This is a genomic window from Alkaliflexus imshenetskii DSM 15055 (assembly GCF_000517065.1).
Taxonomy (GTDB): Bacteria; Bacteroidota; Bacteroidia; order Bacteroidales; family Marinilabiliaceae; genus Alkaliflexus; species Alkaliflexus imshenetskii.
The window spans coordinates 2715906-2739372 of the sequence record NZ_KI912105.1 but is presented as its reverse complement, the minus strand read 5'-3'; the positions used below and the strand labels follow the sequence as shown (position 1 = coordinate 2739372).

The following is a 23467-nucleotide window of genomic DNA, read 5'->3' as shown; positions in this document are numbered from 1 at the left end:
AGATGTTCAGATTTTTAACCGAAAAATTTAATCCTGCCCGAAAGCAAAACTATTTCAACCGTTGGTCAGTAGCCACTTTTATCATTGGCATGGCTGTGGTGTTCCCATTGCTGATAATTTTCACCCATCTGCTAAAGGCCGGTGATCATGCATGGGGTCACATCACTTCCAATCTGTTGCCCGGCTATCTGGCAAACACCCTCTATCTGCTTCTCGGGGTTGGATTTCTGGTGTTTTTAATCGGTACATCCACGGCCTGGCTCGTAAGCACGTACCGCTTTCCGGGCAGCAGAATTATGGTATGGGCACTCATTTTACCCATTGCCATTCCTGGATACATACTTGGATTCACATGGGTGGCGATGCTCGATTACACTTCGCCACTTTATGTGTACCTGCGAAACAACATGGGTGTTGAAACGGGACAATTCCTCTTCTTCAACATACTCTCGCTTCCGGGTGCAATCGTGATTTTGTCCCTGTCGCTTTATCCCTACGTATTTCTGATTGCAAAAACATGGTTCACACGCCAATCGGCATCTATCAGCGAAGCCGGAGCCTCGCTTGGGCGCTCAACTTTTGCCGTATTTTGTAAAATTGTGCTGCCGCTGGCGCGTCCCGCACTGGTGGGCGGTGTCTCTTTGGCACTCATGGAAGTACTCAACGACTATGGCGTGGTAAGCTACTTTGGCGTTGACACCTTCACTACCGGCATTTTCACTGCGTGGTTTGCCTTTGGGAGTCCGGTTTCAGCCATCAAACTGAGTGGCATACTTATGTTTTTTGTCCTCTTGCTGATGTTAACCGAAAGGGTTCAACGCGGCAATCGCCGATACGACATGGTAAGCGGCAGTCACAAGCCCATCCTGAAAAAACACCTTAGCGGGATGGCTGGCATGATGGCGTTGATTGTTACAACGCTTCCGGTGCTTTTTGGCTTTTTGCTGCCCGTGGCAATGTTGGTATATTGGACGTGGCAAACAGCCCATTTGGTGCTCGACAACCGCTTTTTTGCGTTGGTTCAGAACAGTTTTTTGCTGGCAACAATCTCCAGCGTTGTGGTTGTGGTGGCAGCCATTTTAATTGGATTCACCATCCGCACCTTTCCATCTAAACTCACGCGCTTTTTGGCGCGTATGGCTACTTTAGGCTATGCCATTCCGGGGGCTGTTGTGGCCATCGGCATACTGGTTCCCTTCATCTGGCTCGACCTGCAAATTTCCACAGTCACCTCCGGAGCCATACGTATGTTGATAACCGGCACATGGTTCACCTTAATTTTCGCCTATATGGTGCGCTTTATGGCCGTAGGCTTCAACAATGTGGAGAGCGCCATGGAGAAGACATCTCATTCGCTGGATGAAGCATCGCGCTCACTTGGCATGACGAATTTTCAGACACTTCGCAAAATCGTGCTGCCACTGATTCGTCCCGGCATATTGTCGGCTGCGCTTCTGGTTTTTATTGATGTACTTAAAGAGCTGCCGCTCACCCTGATACTGCGCCCGTTTAACTTTGACACACTGGCCATCAGAGCCTTTGAATTTGCATCGGATGAACGTGTTGCCGAAGCAGCACCAGCGTCACTCATCATCATACTCATAGGACTTATAGCCGTTTTCCTGTTAAACCACACTCTGAAAAACAACAAACTATGAAGATTCTTCATGCCGATAACATCTCAAAGACCTATACAGGAACCAAACATCCGGCACTGGAAAATTTCAGTTTAACCGCCAACAAGGGTGAGATTGTGGCATTGCTGGGAGAAAGCGGATGTGGCAAAACCACAGCCTTACGTATCATTGCCGGATTTGAAACTGCCGACAAAGGCAAGCTCACCATCAACGACCAGACACTTTTTGATGACAACCGTATGATGCCTCCCGAAAAGCGCGGCATTGGCATTGTTTTTCAGGATTACGCACTTTTTCCTCACAAAACCGTTTGGGAAAATATCACCTTCGGACTCTTCAAACTGAGTAAAAGTGAAAGCACCAAAGCCGCTGAAGAGGCCATTGCGTTGACCGGTCTCACAGGATTTGAAAAACGCTATCCCCATCAGCTTTCGGGTGGACAGAAACAACGGGTGGCGCTGGCGCGTGCTCTGGCGCCCCATCCGCGCATTCTCCTGCTCGATGAGCCATTCTCCAACATCGATACGATGAAAAAAAATGAAATTCGGGAAGATGTGCGTGCCATTCTGAAAAAATCGGGCACTACAGCCATATTCGTCACCCATGACACCAAAGATGTGCTTGCCATTGCCGACAGGGTTGTGGTGATGCAAAATGGCCGTAACATACAAAACGGCACACCCCTGCATGTGTACCATCACCCTTGTAACGCTTATCTGGCCAACTTCTTCGGAAAAACCAACATCCTTCAGGGAACAATTGTTAACCAAAAGCTAAATACACCGCTGGGCGAGCTTCAATTACCGGAGGGAATAAAACAGAGTGCCGATGAAACTATCTCTGTATCAATTCGCCCCACAGCCTTTAAGTTGGCAGATGCTGACACCGATGGTGCCATCCCTGCAGAAATAAATAAGATTAGATTTATGGGTGAATACGTTGAGATTATTTGCACAACGGCACTTCCTGATAAACCAAGCGCCGAGATATTAGTGCATCTGGCCACCGAGCCCGCCAATCTGCAAAAAAAACAGTATTTAAAGATAGGTGAGAACGGCTATTCGGTGCTGAATAATGATTGATGCGATTTTAATTTCTGTAGTGAAATACTTAAATTCGCATGAAACATAAAAACCACAAAAATGAATACAACAGACGCCATTTTAGATGCAATGAAGAAGGCCGGTAAACCATTGAAAGCCGGAGAGATTGCCGAACTCAGCGGCATCGACAAAAAAGAGGTTGAAAAAGGGATGAAGCAACTGCAGAAAGATGAAAAGATTGTTTCGCCCAAAAGATGCTTCTGGGAGCCTAAATAAAAAAAACACCCCCCTACTGCCACAGTCGGGGGGATTTTTTTTATGAATCGTTCAGAAACCTCTAAAGCCGGCATCATTATTTAAAACACACATTTGTTTAACCTCACGTGTACCGCCAATCGCTCTGCTCCCATCTATCAGTCTCGCACTACCCAATGAGTTTCTCCAAACTGGCCAGATATGCTGCGGCCTCAGGAGCTCCTTCTTTGGGTGCCCATGCGGCAAAATTCTTATCGCTTAACGGCTCATAAGGCCCGTCTTTAACCTCATAGACCACGGAGCCCGGAGCCAGTGAAACAACGGCATGCCATGTGCCGGGCAGAATTTCGATGCCATAAACGCCCGCATCGCGATCCAAAACAGCCGTTTCGATCACGTTGCCATGGTCATCAAAAATAAAAACCCCCATACGGCCGGTGAGAATCACAAACACTTCCCGCTTATCGGGATCTTCATGTTTGTGTGGCTGCACATAAGTTCCAGGCTCCAGCGCATTGAGCATCCTGTTAATTGGATCGGAAAGATGCACATGGTAGTTAAAATTTTTACGCTTGCGGCTACTCACCCGCGCCTCCTCCACTACCATGTCAATGGTTTTCTGTTCAATCAGCTTCATGTGATTTGGTTTAGGATATAACATCCATCAGGCTGTTACAATTATATATGCCTCTATTTTATCAATTCAAACTTGAAGGGATATTTATACGGACGGCCATTTGATGTTTCAACCGATGCAAGAATTACAAACACCAGGTTTACCAAAGGAATCAGAAGAGCCAGGCGGAAGCCAAGAATAAAAAATGCAGCAAAGGCGATGATGGTTAAAGTTATCTGAAAATTCAGCGACTCCTTGCCCTCTCTCTCTACCTCCGGCATTTCATCCTTCTTAAGTAAATAGACCACCAACGGGCCGATAATGTTTCCCAAAGGGATAATAAACCCGGCAAGAGCCGACAAATGGCATAGCATTGCGAAATTTTTTTCTGTCATTGTTCAGATTTTTAAAATAATTGAAACTGTTTCTACCTCTTGTTACGTTTAAACCCTATATAACACCTTTTGGTTTTTAAATGTAATAAACTTAAATGTCAGATATAAAATGATGTGAGACAGTATGGTTTTAAGATAGCCAGATTTTGTAGAGCATTTGAAGATAAAACCTCTTTTCTTCTGACTCATCTGCACATCTCCTTATCTAACTTCTACACATCTAAAAAACTACTTTACTTATAATCAGACAACACCTAAAACTCACACTCCCATTCTATCATTAAGCTCAAAAATAGTGTTTTAATTAAACAAAAAACATGCGGGCAAGAAAAGAAACAAAACGTTATAAATGATTAAATTTTATTAATTTCGCCTGCTGAATCAATAAACACAATGAACCAACCAAAAATACTCATTGCCGACGACGTGGACTACCTGGTGGATTTTATGATAAGCCATCTTGAAACCATGTTTAATGGTGCGGAATATTTCCGTGCCCGCAACGGCTATGAAGTATTTATGATGGCTATGAAGTTGAAGCCCGACCTCATTCTTTTGGACTGGGAGATGCCTGAGTTTTCGGGTATGGAGGCGCTGCAAACGCTTAAAGCCAATCCCAACACATCTGAAATACCAATTATTATGGTATCCGGATTCTCGAAACCGGAGCACGTAAAAAAAGCGCTGGAGGCAGGCGCAATCGACTATCTCAAAAAGCCCATTGAACCTCAGGAGCTTCTGGCACGCGTGCATACGGCCATGACTTTGGCAGGCACCCTGCACGAGCTGAAGCACCAAAAACACCAACTGGAGGAAGAGAAGAAAAAAAGCGACCAACTGCTTAAGGGACTGCTGCCTGCCGAAATTCTGGACTCCATGAAAAACTATGGTGACATAGCCCCTAAACGGTTTAAAAATGTGACAGTGATAATGGCCGACCTGGTGGACTTCACTGTAAAGTCGCAAAAGATGTCGCCCAAAAGGTTGCTCGACGAGTTACAGACCATTTTCACGGCCTTTGATCAGATAACCGAGCGATACAACTGTACCCGAATAAAAACCATTGGCGATGCCTACCTGGCGGTGAGTGGCATGTGGCACAACCCACAAAATCACGCCCTGATAGCCGCTAAAATGGCCGAACGCATGCGACAATATATTGTGGAGCACAACCAAAAACATCACATCGACTGGCAAATACGTATCGGCATAAACTCGGGCGACATTGTGGCGGGTATCATCAGCGAAAACAACCTCTCTTTCGATATTTTTGGTGATACCGTTAACACCGCATCGCGCATGCAATCCTATTGCGACCCGATGCAAATCAACGTATCACACTCCACCTACCAGCTTATCAATGATTACTACGTTCTGGTGCGCCGCATCTCCCGCAAAGTAAAAGGCAAAGGAGCCGTAAACATGTACTATCTGCACAGACCCCTCCAATCAAGGGCAAACAAAACCAAGGAATTGCAGACAGACAAAATGTTGTAAACACCTCGGATAACTCCTGAAAAAACTGGGCTGACGATAAGAAACCACCAGCCCGGTAAATCAACTAATCTTTTTTAAAAGGCCCTTATTCGTTTAGTGCATGCAGCAAGATATCATCAAGCTCAAACATTGCTGTCTTCATTCGGGTTAAATCCTCCTGCCTTTCATAAACCACCACATGCCAGTGCTTTATAGCTGGATGATTGGGAGCGTACCTATCGGCCAGCACCAAATTTTCATGCGCCTGCCTGTACTTCCTGGTCACCCTGTGTCGGTTTATATCAGGATTAAGACTTAGCCAGTCACCCCGATTACACTTTCGAATTGCCACCAACAAATACTTATTGGCCATCTCCTGGTGTGTGCCATTGCCACGGATATCAAAATTCACTTTCACCCTGCTTTCCATTGGCACCGCCACACCATTTACCCTGCCAGGCAACCATTGCCCGGAAGTAGATGTAATACATCGTTTCACACATCTGTCGAGTTCTCTGGAGACAGAGTTTTCAATCACCACATCAGCAACCTTTCCATCGGGATCTACAACAAATATGGCAACCACAACACCCTCGTTGCCACACTGTTGCTCCTCTAAAGGATACTCCAAATTGCTTTCCATGTAACAGCATAATGCCGGTTTTCCGACCGTTTCAGTTCTCCTCACGCGCTCTTTTGGATTGAATCTGGGAGATTCAACCACTGTTTCGGGTAGCTCCTGACACTCTGCCGCCAGATGAAAAGCGCCCATAAACAAACACAAAACCAACCATCTCCTTTTCATCTTAATGAATTTGCATTGGTAAAATGAAACAGGTCATGGATTAATATATTTTTAAAATCAGTGTAAATCGAAAGAAACAACCTTTTTATCATGACGCGTTTATCATACCAAAATGTTGAAGACTAAATCGATGACAGGTCTAAATGGAAGTCAACAATAGCCTCCATGTATCATTATTATTATAACAAACATTAACACAGGCACATACAAACTATCAACGTATTAAATAATTAATTACTGCGAAGGGGAATTGCTGATAACAATGTGAGTGTGGTAACAATAGTTGAGGTAAAACTTGGAAATCTTCACCAGTTGCACACGGCTCCCAATTAACGAGAACAATGGGAAGGCTCTTCAGTAGCGTAGAGTTTGATAACCAAAAAAGAGAGATAGTCATAGGCTACCTCTCTTTTTAATCGGGATTGTTGGCAATACGCTGGTCTTATTCAGCTGTCAGTGTCCCTCCTCCCGCGGTTAATGGCACTTTCTTACCCGCATTACCAACTAGCACAAATATATGGACAATAACCGATATGCCAACATTTTGAGAACTTGAAAAATGAGTGGAACAACCGCCTAACAGGATGATGAAGGATGTGACACACTTAGCGGAAGTATGCATTGCTTTGGCTCCGCCGATTTCCGCTGCGCTACAATTCAAATTGTACCTTTGGTGGATTGCTAACAACGATAAAGTGATGTTGCGGTGCGGAAAGCAGTTGTGAATTGCTTTCAAATTGTACCTTTGGTGGATTGCTAACAACACATAAATTTTAGTCGCTATATGTCCACTAGTTGTGAATTGCTTTCAAATTGTACCTTTGGTGGATTGCTAACAACTGTCTTGTCTGTAACACCATCGGCCTTTAGGTTGTGAATTGCTTTCAAATTGTACCTTTGGTGGATTGCTAACAACTTCTGTTGTAATCATTTTTGACATCGACTAGTTGTGAATTGCTTTCAAATTGTACCTTTGGTGGATTGCTAACAACCCACCGCATGCAGGTCAATGCGGTCATATTGTTGTGAATTGCTTTCAAATTGTACCTTTGGTGGATTGCTAACAACGACCCTAAAAACACGTGCCACCGTGCCACGTTGTGAATTGCTTTCAAATTGCACCTTTGGTGGATTGCTAACAACTCATATCGGTGACATAGTTCACAGCTACCTGTTGTGAATTGCTTTCAAATTGTACCTTTGGTGGATTGCTAACAACCTGATTATGAAACGGCCCCCAAAATTTTTAGTTGTGAATTGCTTTCAAATTGTACCTTTGGTGGATTGCTAACAACATTGTATTCACCCTCACAGGCAAATCCATGTTGTGAATTGCTTTCAAATTGTACCTTTGGTGGATTGCTAACAACATGGGTTGAATTGCCTGGTAGACACATCCTGTTGTGAATTGCTTTCAAATTGTACCTTTGGTGGATTGCTAACAACATATAACCCAATCTGGTACAAGATTTATAGTTGTGAATTGCTTTCAAATTGTACCTTTGGTGGATTGCTAACAACCTCTTTTTTCGTTTAATCATACATCCTTGGGTTGTGAATTGCTTTCAAATTGTACCTTTGGTGGATTGCTAACAACGAATGCAGAAACTTTGAAAAGTCCGTAATGTTGTGAATTGCTTTCAAATTGTACCTTTGGTGGATTGCTAACAACTTTATCTCCACGTTTGAAGCCATCCACCGCGTTGTGAATTGCTTTCAAATTGTACCTTTGGTGGATTGCTAACAACGGCACAGTTACGACGGGGATGGTTTCAACTGTTGTGAATTGCTTTCAAATTGTACCTTTGGTGGATTGCTAACAACAACACTTTCCCCGATTGCCCCCGAAAATTAGTTGTGAATTGCTTTCAAATTGTACCTTTGGTGGATTGCTAACAACCAATCGCAGTTATGAACTTGAAACTGCATTGTTGTGAATTGCTTTCAAATTGTACCTTTGGTGGATTGCTAACAACCCATATCGTTAGTTCCGCCTCCGTTACCAAGTTGTGAATTGCTTTCAAATTGTACCTTTGGTGGATTGCTAACAACTCCATCCGCCATCCATGTAATGCTTTTCCGGGTTGTGAATTGCTTTCAAATTGTACCTTTGGTGGATTGCTAACAACCTACGGCTGGGTTCAATAAACTTGGACCATGTTGTGAATTGCTTTCAAATTGTACCTTTGGTGGATTGCTAACAACTAAGGCATTAAAATTATTAGGTGCCTCTTTGTTGTGAATTGCTTTCAAATTGTACCTTTGGTGGATTGCTAACAACGCGGGGGTGGTTATATTTCAGGGCTTCTTGTTGTGAATTGCTTTCAAATTGTACCTTTGGTGGATTGCTAACAACATTGGTATCGACATTAAAGGCAATAGAGCAGTTGTGAATTGCTTTCAAATTGTACCTTTGGTGGATTGCTAACAACTTAACCCTATTTGATGTAGTATATCCTATAGTTGTGAATTGCTTTCAAATTGTACCTTTGGTGGATTGCTAACAACGAAGCCCTTTCCTGAGCTTCAAACACATCTGTTGTGAATTGCTTTCAAATTGTACCTTTGGTGGATTGCTAACAACAGTGTTCAAACTCATCCTGAGTAATCTTCAGTTGTGAATTGCTTTCAAATTGTACCTTTGGTGGATTGCTAACAACCTTTGCCTTCGCCTCCATTTTTAATGAACGGTTGTGAATTGCTTTCAAATTGTACCTTTGGTGGATTGCTAACAACTTGTTATTCGCAAATACGAAGAAGAACATGTTGTGAATTGCTTTCAAATTGTACCTTTGGTGGATTGCTAACAACTTTCAGCTTCCGGGAGATGTAAGTCATCAAGTTGTGAATTGCTTTCAAATTGTACCTTTGGTGGATTGCTAACAACGTCCAAGCAAATACCCCCACATTACATTGAGTTGTGAATTGCTTTCAAATTGTACCTTTGGTGGATTGCTAACAACATCACTTCTTTCATTGGCAGCAGCGACATTGTTGTGAATTGCTTTCAAATTGTACCTTTGGTGGATTGCTAACAACTGTTACCACTTACCATCCAGACGGCGAGGTGTTGTGAATTGCTTTCAAATTGTACCTTTGGTGGATTGCTAACAACGGCCGCTACTTCTGCCGACCTGTTTGTTGAGTTGTGAATTGCTTTCAAATTGTACCTTTGGTGGATTGCTAACAACACGACAGGAGCTTTCAGTGAGCAAAGAATTGTTGTGAATTGCTTTCAAATTGTACCTTTGGTGGATTGCTAACAACATTGAAAAAGGCGTTCCGGTGTGTTCATGCGTTGTGAATTGCTTTCAAATTGTACCTTTGGTGGATTGCTAACAACAATCTGATAGCGCCTTACATATTGAGCAGTGTTGTGAATTGCTTTCAAATTGTACCTTTGGTGGATTGCTAACAACATAATCACGGCAACCAACAACACGCAAGGAAGTTGTGAATTGCTTTCAAATTGTACCTTTGGTGGATTGCTAACAACATTTACACCTGTAATAGTAGGAGCCCCTGTGTTGTGAATTGCTTTCAAATTGTACCTTTGGTGGATTGCTAACAACCGCGGGAACCATCAGGCATCTTACGCGGAAGTTGTGAATTGCTTTCAAATTGTACCTTTGGTGGATTGCTAACAACCTGACTAATCCGAGAAATGATGTGCTTCTGTTGTGAATTGCTTTCAAATTGTACCTTTGGTGGATTGCTAACAACTCGGGTCTGTTTCGGGGTCATAAATTTCCTGTTGTGAATTGCTTTCAAATTGTACCTTTGGTGGATTGCTAACAACCGCTTGTACCTGAGCCTCTGCCTGCACTGTGTTGTGAATTGCTTTCAAATTGTACCTTTGGTGGATTGCTAACAACTTCATTTTTGGTGAATAGACAAAGAACCCTGTTGTGAATTGCTTTCAAATTGTACCTTTGGTGGATTGCTAACAACTAATTACCTGATAATCTTGCAGTTGGTACGTTGTGAATTGCTTTCAAATTGTACCTTTGGTGGATTGCTAACAACACAAAAAAGGGATACAAACTGAAAAGTTTGTTGTGAATTGCTTTCAAATTGTACCTTTGGTGGATTGCTAACAACATTGCCGACAGATATAGCATGTCCAGCCATGTTGTGAATTGCTTTCAAATTGTACCTTTGGTGGATTGCTAACAACCCATCACGACAGACACCACAACCGGGGTCAGTTGTGAATTGCTTTCAAATTGTACCTTTGGTGGATTGCTAACAACACAGCTTATCAGATTCAGCACCCCATTCTGGTTGTGAATTGCTTTCAAATTGTACCTTTGGTGGATTGCTAACAACACATAATAGTCGAAGAGCTCGACCAAGAAGTTGTGAATTGCTTTCAAATTGTACCTTTGGTGGATTGCTAACAACGATTACATACGTGCAATTGATTCAGCAGAGTTGTGAATTGCTTTCAAATTGTACCTTTGGTGGATTGCTAACAACATTCCTAAAACGCCTCTTTGACCGCTTATGTTGTGAATTGCTTTCAAATTGTACCTTTGGTGGATTGCTAACAACTGCTTGTACTTTTTGTGATAACACAAATGTGTTGTGAATTGCTTTCAAATTGTACCTTTGGTGGATTGCTAACAACAGACCCCAACACAATCGCCTGGATGTTTGTAATTTACCTCGAAAATTAGGATTGAAAAATGTTGTTGGCAATTTGGGAAACAGTACTGGTAAGGAACTGTTTTTAAATTGAGGGCTTCGCTTAATGCGAAGCCCTCAATTTGCTTTATGATTTGATTACTATTTAGAACAACTCAAGTTGCAAATATGGTGTTTCAACTTTTTCAGGCGATTTGCCAATGAATAGCTCCATCTCACCAAATTGTTTGTCAGTTACCCTGATAATGCCCACGTGGCCCCTTTCGGGCAGCATCTTTTTAACCCGCTTTATGTGCACATCTGCATTTTCGCGACTAGGACAATGGCGTATATATATCGAAAACTGAAACATAACGAAGCCATCCTTCAGCATTTTCTTTCGAAAGTCGCTATAGATTTTCCGATCCTTTTTGGTTTCGGTTGGCAAGTCAAAAAACACCATTACCCACATAACCCTATACTCATTTAATCGTTCCATGGTTCAGGAAATTGAGGATAGGCAATTTTACGGATGCTGCCTTCAAAACAAGCATAAACCGATGCTGTTGTTTGCGACACACCCACCATGAGTGGACTCCTTTTGCCATTAATAATCACATCGAGCTGTGGTATGCTTAACAACTTCCACTTTATCTCTTTGGTCAATTCGGTATAGTTGGTAGCAGTTTTAACTATTTCAAGAACCACTTTATCAACAAAAGGCCGATAGGGTTCCATCACATCATCGGCCAAACAATAGGCGTTATATCGGTTGTGATGATGTATACCAAGCGTGGGCATAAGACCGGAACCCACCAATGCTCTGGCCACAACTGCTCTTAGAATGGCATAACCATAGTTGAGCAAATTGTTTGGCGGATCTTCCTCTCTTCCTCTTTTAAATCCGGCAAAAGGAAACAGATTAGCCCAATAAAAAGCGGCGGCTCTGGCCTCATGGTTTTCGCCATCGCCAGAGGAAACGCTTCCGGCCCAGTGCATCATGTTATCCGTGGCAACGCCACACAAGTTTCGGAGCAATTCGGCCTGATTCTCGATTTTTGCCCTGATGGTTTGCTGCCACATCTGCTTTTTAAGAGGCACTGATGCTTGTAACTGGTGACGATACCGCTCAGACTGCACACTATTGCCGTCAAGAGGCAGTAACAAACCATGCGGATGGTGTGAGCTGTTACAAGTTACTATAGCACAATTATTGGCTACCAGTTTATCTAACAGAGCATGCGTAATAGTTATTTGCTGATGGTCGGTAATAAGCACGCCAATATCCTCTATGGGAATGGTGTTTCTATTACTCGAATCATCAAGCCCATTGGCTTGCGGGAGATTGATTACAAGCTGATCGTTACGGGTACTCAGGTACGCCGGGTTGCCAAAATAGAGTGTTTTCTTAATCATGATAGACACATTCATCAAACGACTTTGAGGCATCCGTCGAATATTTATCACGGTAAGCTCAAAATCATCAGTTAATAACTAACCATTCCATATAACAGGAATGGTATATGAACTACAGAAACTTCAAATTGTTAAAATTAGTTACGTAATTGATGCGCAAATGGTTATAATCACTCTGTAGTTTTTAGTAAAAAAACTGCAACACCAAAGCCCTGATATACATAATGGCATAAAAAAATAAAAATAATTCCTCCCTACTATACAATAATGAAACATATTTGCGTTATAAGCTACATGAAAAGATATACTACCTGACTTTACCGGCATTCAATATCCCGAAACCCATTGAAAGAGGCTGGCAATCAGGTTTTCCATAAACATAAAGCAGTCATTTTAAAAGCCCTGCGATATTTTTAAATCCTTAATTCTAACAATTATGGCTATTGATTTTAAACCAGTTGAAAAAGGTCAACCCGGAGTTATAGGGGGTGGCGACAAAAAGTTCTATGCACAGATTGTGTTCGGAAAAGAAGCAACTATTGACGAACTTGTTGCTGATATTGAGAAATTCAGTGCCCTTTCAGAAGCCGATATCCGGGGCGTAATCATTGCACTTGAAAATGTGATTCAAAACAAGCTGTCGCAAAGCAGGGTGGTCAGGCTCGAAAAACTCGGAAGTCTATACCCTTCAATAAGCAGCAATGGTGCTGACACGGCCGAGAAACTCTCTGCTAATTCTATAAAACGAGTAAGCGTGAACTATCGACCCGGGAAACGCATTGTTAACGCATTAGAAAATGCCGGCTTTAAAAAGGTTTCCCAGTAATATTTATCTACTACAAATGGCAAAACAAAACATGCTGCATGTTTCACCCTAAACATGCTGTGATCTTGGTCAAAACATGCTGTGGTTTTAACCAAAACATGCTGTGGTTTCGATCAAAACATGCGCATGTTTTAATCCAAATATGCTGCATGTTTTTTAAAAACCATTTTACAATGGTTTTAATGCCGGTAGAATAACATTTCATTATAAGTTTTTGTAATAGTTAACCGCAGGATTTTAAAATGGCTATAGGAGCTTCACATGGTGTGGGGCTCCTATTTTTTATTCATCCGATGACCTTGAGTCATCAGATGAATGATTAGGTTAATATACCTTTTACATTCATGCACTATTCATCCGATGACTTTGAGTCATCGGATGAATGATTAGGTCAATCTACCTTTTTACATTCATGCACTATTCATCCGATGACTTGGAGTCATCGGATGAATGATTAGGTCAATCTACCTTTTTACATTCATGCACTATTCATCCGATGACTTGGAGTCATCGGATGAATGATTAGGTTAATCTACCTTTTTAGATTCTTGCACTATTCATCCGATGACTTGGAGTCATCAGATGAATGATTAGGTTAATCTACCTTTTTACATTCTTGCACTATTCATCCGATGACTTGGAGTCATCAGATGAATGATTAGGTTAATCTACCTTTTACAGGAAGCTTCACTTTATTGAGGGCATCACTCAAAGTGAAACCCTCAATAATTTAACAACTACAATAAAATGCCGAGCAACGATGCTAACTCTTTACTCACCAAACTCCCTTTCCGGTTGTCATAAAAATCGGGTGCTGAGGAGAATTCCCACTCCGCAATACTCCTAACTAAATTGGCTTTGACCGGATTTTGATGTATGTAATTGAAACAGGTTTGCAAATAATCGGGCAATAAGTCGGGGGTGTAAATCAACGTGCCCTGGTGGCTGTTAAAAAACGATGGGGTAATACCGTTGTGATTCGTAAGGCATTCAGCTTTGGTCTTTGCCCTAAACAAACTTCCTGAAAAATTCCTTGATTTGTTAATTGCCCTGGTGTATGAGCGAAGCATGATGGCAATGGATTGGTTTAATGATGCTGTTTTATTGATAACTGATTGAGCGTTATAACTCATCCGATGACTTGAAGTCATCGGATGAGTACTGGCAGGACTTTCAGTTTCTATCTCAACAAAATTTACCCTCACCATTAAATGAAAGTGATTTGGCATTAGGCACCATGCCAATACATTGGCATAAGGCAAAATGTGCTGGCGAATTTTGGTGAGAAAATAGAGATAGTTCTCCCTGTTAAAGAATATCTTTTGGCGGTTATTACCCTGATTATAGATGTGGTAGCAGTGATTGGCTTCGAAATGCATGGGGTTAGGGGTTTACAGTGGTTATATTTTCTTGTCTGGTTGTTTTATATTGAGGGTTTCATTTTCTTTTTATCGAGGGCTTCACTCAAAGTGAAACCCTCAATAACGCGGCATTTCTGCTTTAATTCTAATATAAAATAGAGCAGTTTTTGGTTTGTTTTATTGCACAACACCTATTATATCACCCAAATTATTTAGCCTAACTTTTATTGGATTAGTGGAAAAAAAAGAACTAAGACTCTTAAATCTATAAAATCTGTTACTTTCTTTTGCTCCAACAACACTCTTTAATTCTGAGTTTTTAGTTTCCAAATGATGTCTAAACCAATAGTCATTATCGGAAAGGCTCCAGACCAGATATAAATAATTACTAAGTGTGCTTTTTTTATTTAGATCTAAGTTTTCTTTCAATTCTTCTGGCATATTCAATAAAAACATCTCATTTTGTTGCATACTAACCAGTAGTTTAAAATTCGGAGGCGGAAGCATTTCTAAAAAACTTGTCGGGTATGTCCCTTCAGGTTTGGATTGAATTAAATCCCAAACCTCGTTTGTGTTTTTTATAATTACAGGTATCCCATACTTTTTGCGTTCAACAGCATGCCAAAACGTGGAAATATGTTGGTGCTTATTTTGTTCAGCATTGGTATATATGGCAATGTGATGATTGTTTCCAGGTTTTACAAATCCTATATCTTTCCCATTCTCATCCTTTTTAACCGGAACAACGGCCGCCAAACCTGTAAAGCAACGAACGGATTTAATTGGTCGTTCCAAGCCTTCGTGCTCATACCATTTAATTATAGTTTTATCCTCAAGCTGAACATCTTTAAAAGCTTCTTTTTCTTTTTCTCCAAATTTTAATAGGCGGTTTTGCAGTATTTTTTTTATTTTGGTGTCAACAACTTTATCTATTTTGTTGAAGTTAATATCTACAGGGTATTTTAAAACATACTCATCTTTCCAACAGGTAGCCTTCTCCAAAACAACCTCTTTATTTTCATCAAGATAAACAGGATCGTTTTTTAGGGATGCTAAAGCCTTTCTTACATCTCCATCAAATATTGATAGTCTTTCTTCAACTTTTGCTTTTATTTTTGGCTTGAAGATTAAATGTGGATTCTCAAATATATATTTTATTGGTCTATCTGGCTCTTGCCTTTTGATTTTTCCATATACAAATTGTTCACTCAAAGCACCACGAGGTACAATAATTCTATCTTGAACAACTTTTTTATTTCCTCTTTTCCCAGCTTTTCGTTTTCCCCAAACTGCAACTTTCTTACCTGCCTTGAACGATACAAGAATACTTGCTACCGCTTTTTCAACATCTAATACTGAAAACGGTTGCTCTCCTATAATATATTTCTCCAACAGTGAGCGTTTCTCCTTAAATTCAAGCGAGCGTTTCTCAATTTCAGCAAACATATCCTCTCGCGTTTTAGATGCGCTTAATGTATTAAATCGTTGAATATATCCTTGTTTGGTACAGGCAATTGTTAATGCATCAACTGCATGGTGTCGGTGGTCGTCTCTTTTTGTCCAATCAGTAATTACTTCTTTTTGATGTTTGTTTTTTCCATGGTCGCTTTCCCATTCTACAAAATGAGTTAATCCAAGTTCACGGTATTTATCAATTTGTAGATTCATTGTCACATCATCCCATCCCCATAAATGACGAAGTTCAGCAGTGACGGTGCCACTGGTTGACCATACGTTATAACAGATCGTTTGCAATATCTCCCTTGCTTTTTTGGCAATATACTGGCTCTCGCGCAACTGACGGTCGATAAAATTATCCGGAATTTTACTTTCTGTCATTAAAAGCTTATCTCGCTTCGACTTATTAATGATATGATTTGCATATAAATAATTAACTCGTACTACATATTCATTAAAAACAGCTTCTGGTTTACTCTTCATGAAATCATAAGCTGTAAGATCATTTTTTGTCTTATTACAGTGTCTGTGCGCTAGTGTTTTATTGCTTTGCGAATCGTCGAACAGTTTTGATTTTGGTATAATGTGTTCAATATCCACCTCATCGCCTCTAATTGCCTGTGTTAATGAGATAGGCTGACCACAATACACACATATAGCATTTAACTTTTTATCCTGATTATCCATTTCTTCGTACAACCGCCACTTTATTATGTTGTTTCTTGTCGCACGCAGCCCATATTCTTCAAGACGCTTAGCAATGAATTCATTCTCTCGTTGTCGTTTGCTCATTGACTTATCAGCATCATTCCGTTCTTCTTTACTTTGCTTAAGTTCCCGGGCTAATTCTATTCTAATTTCATCAGGTTTACCATATTTCTCAATTATTGAATTTACAACATTCACCATTTGATTCAATATCTTTTCAACTATTGGTTGGCGCAACGAGTTTTTTTGAATTGGCTTCAAATAATCTAATAGTTGGCGCTGCAAATTTTCTTCTTTGGTTTGTGAGGCTGAATGATTATATCCAGCATAACTCATTGCATCTGTGTAGCCGTCGCCATCCATCAAGTATGGCAATATCTTACGTATTACTTTTGCTGATTTATTCCCAAATGCATGCTTTGTGAAATCTATCGCTGCTAGTTGGTCGGCTACTGATTTTTCAATATTAAATTTCAATTGTAAAACCCTGCTACATTCATCTTTGTCATTTATCGAATAAATGGTGTGCCATAACTGATAAAGGGGTTCGTACTCGACCTTAGGATCAATAACCAGAATAGGTTTACTGCCCAAAACTTCACCTGTTTTTCGGTCATATAAATACCCCTCATTTGGCAATACATTGATATCTAATTCAAGTTTTAGTAGGTTATCATATTTAGCTGCTAAATCACCTAAGCATTGTCTGATAGCATGCTTTGTAATATTCCCTGTTAGACCTTTAGTTAACTGCTTGTTGACATAGCATTCATCTTTTTTAAGTTTTAGAATTTTTAGTAAATCTGAAGAAGTCAATTTATCGTTATTATCTAAGTGTTGAAAAATTGCTCTCTTTTGTTCGTTGGTTATATTTATTTCTCCACCAGTTCGCGAACCTATTTTAATATTGTTAATATTCTCCCAAATCTTTGCCAACTGAAATAGGGGTGAGCTTTTAGGAGCAACTTTTGGCCCTACAAAGTATTCCTTTTCATCTTTGCCTTTACGCCAAAAACCTTCAAATTCGCAAACGGACACTAAACCTTTTTGGGATTTTAATGGTCGTTGATAATATATGATTTCGTCCCTGATTTTTTTTATCAGTTCGTTGGTTAAAACGTTAGAATGAGCAACCTGCTGAGTTTTACAAATTGCGTCAAACTCTTCGATATAGGCTTCTCTAGGGAAAATATTCTCTTTTACTTTATAGGAATTATCAGCTAATAACTCTTTATAGAAGAATTGTCCAATGCTATAATTGAGTTCCTTGATGTTTTCGTGTCTGGATTTTACAACGGCTACATAATCTGTATCCTTTTTCCCTAAGTTGGCATCACTTCTACTGCTTTTATACCCTCTTTTCTGGTTTAACCAAAGCATCAACCGTCCAAGTTCTTTCAAAGAGACTGGCGAGTGGACTGCCTCACTTCTCAATTCCCATAACTGTAATTTTGGTAAATGTCGTAATACGTCATCTGGATACATCTGATTCTTGATGAGCTCTTCAACCAAGTATTTCCGTCTTAATTGATAGCGATCATAACCTTTCCTTATTGTTCTCGCTTTAGTTCTTAGTGCATTACGGCTTTCACCTGTTCCTTTAGCAAAATCCTTTCCTTCAGTTCCCTCATAAGGAATGATTCTACTGCCCATTCCTAGAATCTCTACTCTAGTTTTATCAGTTTCAATTTCCTCACTAATAATTGCCCAGCCAATAGATGCCGCGCCTAAATCCAGTCCTAAAATTTTTTTCATATAGTTAAGGGTAATATTCATGGGATGACATTTGCATGGTGGTTATAGTCATCCCATGAAGGGTTTTAAAAATAAATTTGAATTGTATTATCGTATCAGAATGCAATAAATCCATGCTGTAATAAACAATAATTCATCTGTTTATAATTTGTTTCTTAATGGTCACTTGAAAAGCGTGTTAATGGTTTATCGGATGACTTCCTTGCGTCAAGAATAATCATCTGATGAATAATTTTGGAAATTACTGAAATTATTGTAAAATTGCGTTACAATTTGAAGCAATTCACAATAAGGATTATTCCGTTGTGAAAACATTAAAAGCGGGACAGGACAACTTGTCTCGCTTTTCGTTTAAAAGAAACCATGCAGACCACTTTTCAGAACACATGCACTGTTAATAGAAATTCTTCAGAACAAATAAACCTCCATCACATAAAAAAACTGCCTCACCAGATAAAAATCCGGATGAGGCAGTTGTGCATAGCTCAATGAATATCGTGACTAGCTGTCTTTAACCAGTTTGCGGTAACGAATCCGTTTGGGGTCTGCGTTGCCAAGGCGTTTTTTCTTGTTCTCTTCGTAGTCGGTATAGCCGCCTTCGAAATAGTACACCTGCGAATCGCCCTCAAAGGCCAGGATGTGGGTGGCAATACGGTCGAGGAACCAGCGGTCGTGAGAGATAACCACGGCGCAACCTGCAAAATCTTCCAAACCCTCTTCGAGCGCTCTTAGTGTGTTCACGTCGATGTCGTTGGTAGGCTCATCCAGCAGCAGTACGTTGGCCTCCTCTTTTAAGGTCATTGCCAGGTGCAGGCGATTGCGCTCACCGCCCGACAACATGCCGCATTTTTTCTCCTGATCGGCACCGGCAAAGTTAAAGCGAGACAAAAAGGCGCGTGCGTTGATTTCGCGTCCACCCAGGCGAATGGTCTCCTGTCCGCCGGAAATCACTTCATACACCGATTTGCTGTTGTCGATGGCAGCGTGTGACTGATCCACATAACCCACCTTCACGGTTTCGCCAACTTCGAAAGTGCCTTTATCCACAGTCTGTTGTCCCATAATCATGCGGAAGAGCGTAGTTTTACCGGCACCGTTGGGACCAATAACGCCCACAATTCCGTTGCGGGGCAATGAGAACTCCAGATTATCGAAAAGCAAGCGCTCGCCAAAAGCTTTGGATACGCTGTGTGCCTCAATCACCTTTTCGCCCAGACGGGGTCCGTTGGGGATGAATATTTCGAGTTTCTCCTCTTTCTGCTTCACGTCCTCTTTCAACAGGTTTTCGTATGCAGCCAAACGTGCTTTAGACTTGGCCTGACGTGCTTTGGGCGCCATCCTCACCCACTCCAGCTCACGCTCAAGTGTCAGGCGGCGTTTTGAGGCCTGTTTCTCCTCCTGAGCCAGACGTTTTGATTTTTGGTCGAGCCACGATGAGTAGTTTCCTTTCCACGGAATACCTTCACCGCGGTCAAGCTCAAGAATCCATCCGGCCACGTTGTCCAAAAAGTAACGGTCGTGGGTGATGGCAATAACGGTACCTTTGTACTGTTGCAAGTGCATTTCGAGCCACTGAACCGACTCGGCATCCAGGTGGTTGGTTGGCTCATCCAGCAGCAGAATGTCGGGCTCCTGAAGCAACAGGCGGCACAATGCCACCCTGCGGCGCTCACCTCCCGACAGTTCTTTCACCAACTGCTCCTCGGGCGGGCAGCGAAGTGCGTCCATTGCGCGTTCCAGCTTGCTATCGAGGTTCCAGGCATCATACTGGTCGATAAGCTCCTGAAGTTTGGCCTGCTCATTCATCAATGCTTCCATCTTATCGGGGTTTTCGAGCACTTCCGGATCACCAAAACGCTCGTTAACCGACTCATAAGCCTTCAACGCATCTACGATTGGCTGAACACCCTCCTCCACAATCTGACGCACTGTTTTTGTTTCGTCCAGTTCAGGCTCCTGAGACAGGTAACCAACAGAATATCCTGGTGAGAATGTGACCTCTCCCTGAAAGTTCTTCTCAAGACCGGCGATGATTTTCAACAAAGTAGATTTACCTGAACCGTTCAAACCTATCACGCCAATTTTTGCGCCATAGAAGAACGAGAGGTAAATGTTGCTAAGCACTTTCTTTTGGGGCGGATAAACCTTGCTTACCCCAACCATGCTAAAAATAATCTTCTTATCGTCTGACATATAGTTTTAAATTAATCACATAAGTAATGTTTCGCACAAAAACGGTGTGCGAAAACAGATGGCAAAGTTATCAAAAGCAACTGATTCAAAAAAAGAAACGAACCTGATAAATCAGATCCGTTTCGTCTATTCGTGGTTGACTGTTCACACTTGGGCATAACAGCTCTATCAATCTTTTACTGTTACTTCAAACGCTTCAAGTCTTTCATTTGAAAGGCATCATCAGTAGCATGTTTAATCATCTGATAATCCCAATAATAAAGCTTTGAATCGGCAGCGCCAACAAGCAGTTTATAAACCCTAGCACGTATGCGTGTGCCTTCGGGACCTACTTTATGCAGAAACACCACATCAGGATCCTGACGTGCAATGGCTGCTGCAATCTCCTCGCGTGTTACAATTTCAAACTCATAAGGATAGTTGGCTGCAATGGTTTTGGGGTTCTGTAACTCTCGTGCCAGATCCTCTTTGGTGAGAAGCAGCTTTTTACCTGCCAAACTGCCACGCTCGCGGTTATACTGACGAAATCCCTTATCGCCAATCAGTTTCTCATTGGCAAGTACATTTTTAACGTGGTTCTGCATGAAAAGAACAAAAGCCTCCAGCTTGTAGTGGTAACTCTCTTCATCCACGCGAAGATATGACAATGGCAATGAGCACAAATCGGGCATGGTGCGCACATCGGCCTTGGGCTGCCCCATCAGCAGGCTTAAAAAGTTGTAACGGGCTTTTGTTTTGTCCTTGTCAAAGGTGACAATGGTGGTAAGCAAAAACGAATGGTCCGGATTGTTTTTTATCTTCTCAAACTCTGTGGAGGTGATGACTTCGTATGGTGTGATGTTCCACGAACGGGCCATTATTTCACGGATGCGCATGTTATAATCGCTCATCAACGCATCGTCGAGCACTACATACGTCTTGGATTTCAGAAACCTCTGGTAATCATCTAAAACCGGCACATGTTGCTGGGCCGAAGCCAGTAATGCCATACAGGCAATCAGAGCCGACAAGAGCACTTTCTTCATTGGTATAAATTTAAGTTTATGACTCGGTGTATAATTTGAACTTATACGGATGTGAGAGGGATGGTTTCATTATCAGTCCTAAAAAATTCTATGATAAATTTTCATCGGTGATTATCAAGCACAAAATTATTTCGCTTGCAAACATACATGCGTTTGGTTTGTATTTTTTATAAATTAGCGCTACCAAATATGTTAAAATACAAATACCAATGTTAAAACACCCATTGGCTGTATTATTCTATCTGACCCTGGGAATACTGAATGGATTTTCGAACAATTCAACATCAGACATTACCATCATTATCGAATCTTTACCTGCCAACACACCAGACAATGACACAATATTTGTATGCGGGAACTTTAACAACTGGATAATTAACGACCCACAATACGCACTTCAGCGTCGCACTGATGGCAAACTCTCCGTGAAGGTTCCTTTCACCATCGATACTCTGGAGTATAAGTTTTCAAGAGGCAATTGGATGAATATTGAAACCGGACCTGAGAATACATACCTTCCGAATAGAATAATTACTGACCGATATCAATTAACAAAACTTATCACCATCGAAAGTTGGCAGGATTTAGGTGGTCGAAAATCAATTCCATTTTATGTCTTCATTCTGTCAGCAGGCATTTTAAACGGTCTGCTTCTAATTGTAGTTCTCTTCAGAATAGAACACTGTGACAGTTTAAAGATTAAATCATTCAGCTTGTGGATTCTGTTTTTAATAATGGTTTTTGCTGGAACCATTCTGTACGAAAACTCCAATCTTATACAAAAGCTACAACTTCTTCTGATTTTTCAAATTGGATTAACGCTCGCAGGCCCTCTCATATTATGGGTCTATAATGCCTTTGCTCAAAAGAATAAAAAATATTCGACTGCACATTTTGCACCCGCCATTGTAGTCTCTGCTATTGCCATTCTCAGAACTTTAAACCTCCTGCCCGATAAGCTATTCAGTCTACATGTCAACCTCTATCTAACGCTCGTTGATTTTCTGATTATTTTGGCTACTTCAATTATTTTTATCGGTTATCTGTCATTTATAGCTATCAAAACATCTAAACATATTAAAGGGAGTCAACCACTTGCCCGGGAGTATTGGTTAAAATACTTCCCAGAAATTTCAACACCAATTTCAACGCAAAATGAAAATTCAACCAGTTTTAATTTGAAAGATGATAGATTTTTTATTTTTCATTTGGCAGCGCTTAGCTTTCTCACAGTCTCAATTGGAATTGTAATCCTGGTTATATGCGCCAAAGCCAAAACTACCATACCTGACTATTTTTTCAATATCCTGTTTTCAATTGCTCCCTTCCAGATATTCTCTTCATTTTATTCTGCCATATTAAATGAATCCGTGTTCTCTCAGCCCAAAACAGAGCAAAAAAATATCAATACAGAATACAATGACATGGCTTTGTTATTTAAAATACGCCAGGTAATGGTTGAATTGAAACCGTATAAAAATCCAGATCTGCTTTTGTCCGACTTCTCTGAGCTGGTGAACTCAAAGCCATATATCGTTTCAAAAGTTATTAACGACTGCTTTCATCATAACTTCAGAGACTTTATTAACGAATTTCGCATACATGAGTTTATATCTCTGATAAATCAAAACGATAAGCAAAACCTTACCTTCCTTTATCTGGCATTAGAAGCTGGCTTTAACTCCAAATCGACTTTTAACCTTGCATTTAAAAAAAGCACCGGACTTTCTCCCCGTGAATATTTTAAAAGCCACTCTGCAAATATCAATTGAAAAAGTGACACTTAAACGTCCTATTTCACAAAATTAAACCTTTTCTCATCTGTAAAAAAGTCCTAAAACATAAAGCAAGTCGTTTTTTGAGCAAGGATTT

At 41.0% G+C, this 23467-nt stretch carries 15 protein-coding genes and 1 CRISPR repeat array; of the genes, 6 read left to right on the top strand and 9 right to left on the bottom strand.

Features of this window, described 5'->3' with window-relative positions; genetic code table 11:
- Positions 1 to 2 precede the first annotated feature (2 nt).
- Genes ALKIM_RS18365 through ALKIM_RS0111605 form a run of 3 tightly spaced genes read left to right on the top strand, consistent with a single transcriptional unit; the run spans position 3 to position 2956 of the window.
- Positions 3 to 1658, top strand: coding sequence for an ABC transporter permease (locus ALKIM_RS18365; protein ID WP_044117908.1), 1656 nt, complete (start codon positions 3 to 5; stop codon positions 1656 to 1658).
- A complete protein-coding gene (locus tag ALKIM_RS0111610) occupies positions 1655 to 2719 on the top strand; it encodes an ABC transporter ATP-binding protein (RefSeq protein ID WP_026474803.1) in 1065 nt (354 codons plus the stop codon). Before ALKIM_RS18365 ends, ALKIM_RS0111610 begins: the two co-directional genes overlap by 4 nt.
- A 60-nt stretch (positions 2720 to 2779) precedes the next feature.
- Positions 2780 to 2956, top strand: coding sequence for a MarR family transcriptional regulator (locus ALKIM_RS0111605; RefSeq protein ID WP_026474802.1), 177 nt, complete (start codon positions 2780 to 2782; stop codon positions 2954 to 2956).
- A 148-nt stretch (positions 2957 to 3104) separates the two neighbouring features.
- On the opposite strand, the gene ALKIM_RS0111600 is transcribed toward ALKIM_RS0111605, so the two are convergent.
- Both ALKIM_RS0111600 and ALKIM_RS0111595 read right to left on the bottom strand, forming a co-directional pair.
- Entirely contained in the window at positions 3105 to 3572 is a 468-nt protein-coding gene (locus ALKIM_RS0111600) for a WbuC family cupin fold metalloprotein (protein ID WP_026474801.1), read from the bottom strand.
- Between the two features lie 53 nt (positions 3573 to 3625).
- Entirely contained in the window at positions 3626 to 3946 is a 321-nt protein-coding gene (locus ALKIM_RS0111595; RefSeq protein ID WP_026474800.1) for a DUF4870 domain-containing protein, read from the bottom strand.
- Between the two features lie 393 nt (positions 3947 to 4339).
- Between ALKIM_RS0111595 and ALKIM_RS0111590 the strand changes: the two genes are divergently transcribed.
- Positions 4340 to 5443 carry an adenylate/guanylate cyclase domain-containing protein gene (locus ALKIM_RS0111590; RefSeq protein ID WP_026474799.1) on the top strand — a complete coding sequence of 368 codons (1104 nt, stop codon included), beginning with the start codon at positions 4340 to 4342 and terminating at the stop codon, positions 5441 to 5443.
- Positions 5444 to 5528: 85 nt separating this feature from the next.
- Here the strand turns inward: ALKIM_RS0111590 and ALKIM_RS0111585 are convergent, their stop codons facing one another.
- The 3 genes from ALKIM_RS0111585 to cas1 all read right to left on the bottom strand — a co-directional run bounded on the left by ALKIM_RS0111585 (position 5529) and on the right by cas1 (position 12269).
- Positions 5529 to 6227, bottom strand: a complete 699-nt coding sequence (locus tag ALKIM_RS0111585) for an energy transducer TonB (RefSeq protein WP_084555871.1) — start codon at positions 6225 to 6227, stop codon at positions 5529 to 5531.
- 718 nt (positions 6228 to 6945) lie between these two features.
- Positions 6946 to 10857: direct repeats of the CRISPR family, unit length 46 nt; unit sequence GTTGTGAATTGCTTTCAAATTGTACCTTTGGTGGATTGCTAACAAC.
- 162 nt (positions 10858 to 11019) lie between these two features.
- Positions 11020 to 11352, bottom strand: coding sequence for a CRISPR-associated endonuclease Cas2 (gene cas2, locus ALKIM_RS0111580; protein WP_026474797.1), 333 nt, complete (start codon positions 11350 to 11352; stop codon positions 11020 to 11022).
- Positions 11340 to 12269, bottom strand: a complete 930-nt coding sequence (gene cas1 / locus ALKIM_RS0111575) for a type II CRISPR-associated endonuclease Cas1 (protein WP_026474796.1) — start codon at positions 12267 to 12269, stop codon at positions 11340 to 11342. Before cas1 ends, cas2 begins: the two co-directional genes overlap by 13 nt.
- Before the next feature lie 436 nt (positions 12270 to 12705).
- On the opposite strand from cas1, the gene ALKIM_RS0111570 reads away from it, so the two are divergent.
- Positions 12706 to 13095, top strand: coding sequence for an HU family DNA-binding protein (locus tag ALKIM_RS0111570; protein WP_026474795.1), 390 nt, complete (start codon positions 12706 to 12708; stop codon positions 13093 to 13095).
- A gap of 737 nt (positions 13096 to 13832) precedes the next feature.
- Here the strand turns inward: ALKIM_RS0111570 and ALKIM_RS18360 are convergent.
- From ALKIM_RS18360 to ALKIM_RS0111545, 4 genes are all read right to left on the bottom strand, one after another.
- Complete coding sequence (locus ALKIM_RS18360) at positions 13833 to 14474, bottom strand: transposase (protein ID WP_052345529.1); 642 nt, start codon at positions 14472 to 14474, stop codon at positions 13833 to 13835.
- Between the two features lie 159 nt (positions 14475 to 14633).
- On the bottom strand, positions 14634 to 18377 hold the full coding sequence (gene cas9 / locus ALKIM_RS18355) for a type II CRISPR RNA-guided endonuclease Cas9 (RefSeq protein WP_162148813.1): 3744 nt from the start codon (positions 18375 to 18377) through the stop codon (positions 14634 to 14636).
- 501 nt (positions 18378 to 18878) lie between these two features.
- Complete coding sequence (gene ettA, locus ALKIM_RS0111550) at positions 18879 to 20570, bottom strand: energy-dependent translational throttle protein EttA (protein WP_026474794.1); 1692 nt, start codon at positions 20568 to 20570, stop codon at positions 18879 to 18881.
- Positions 20571 to 20752: 182 nt separating this feature from the next.
- On the bottom strand, positions 20753 to 21595 hold the full coding sequence (locus ALKIM_RS0111545; RefSeq protein ID WP_026474793.1) for a hypothetical protein: 843 nt from the start codon (positions 21593 to 21595) through the stop codon (positions 20753 to 20755).
- 209 nt (positions 21596 to 21804) lie between these two features.
- Between ALKIM_RS0111545 and ALKIM_RS18350 the strand changes: the two genes are divergently transcribed.
- A complete protein-coding gene (locus ALKIM_RS18350) occupies positions 21805 to 23367 on the top strand; it encodes a helix-turn-helix domain-containing protein (protein WP_052345528.1) in 1563 nt (520 codons plus the stop codon).
- The last annotated feature ends 100 nt before the right edge of the window (positions 23368 to 23467 follow it).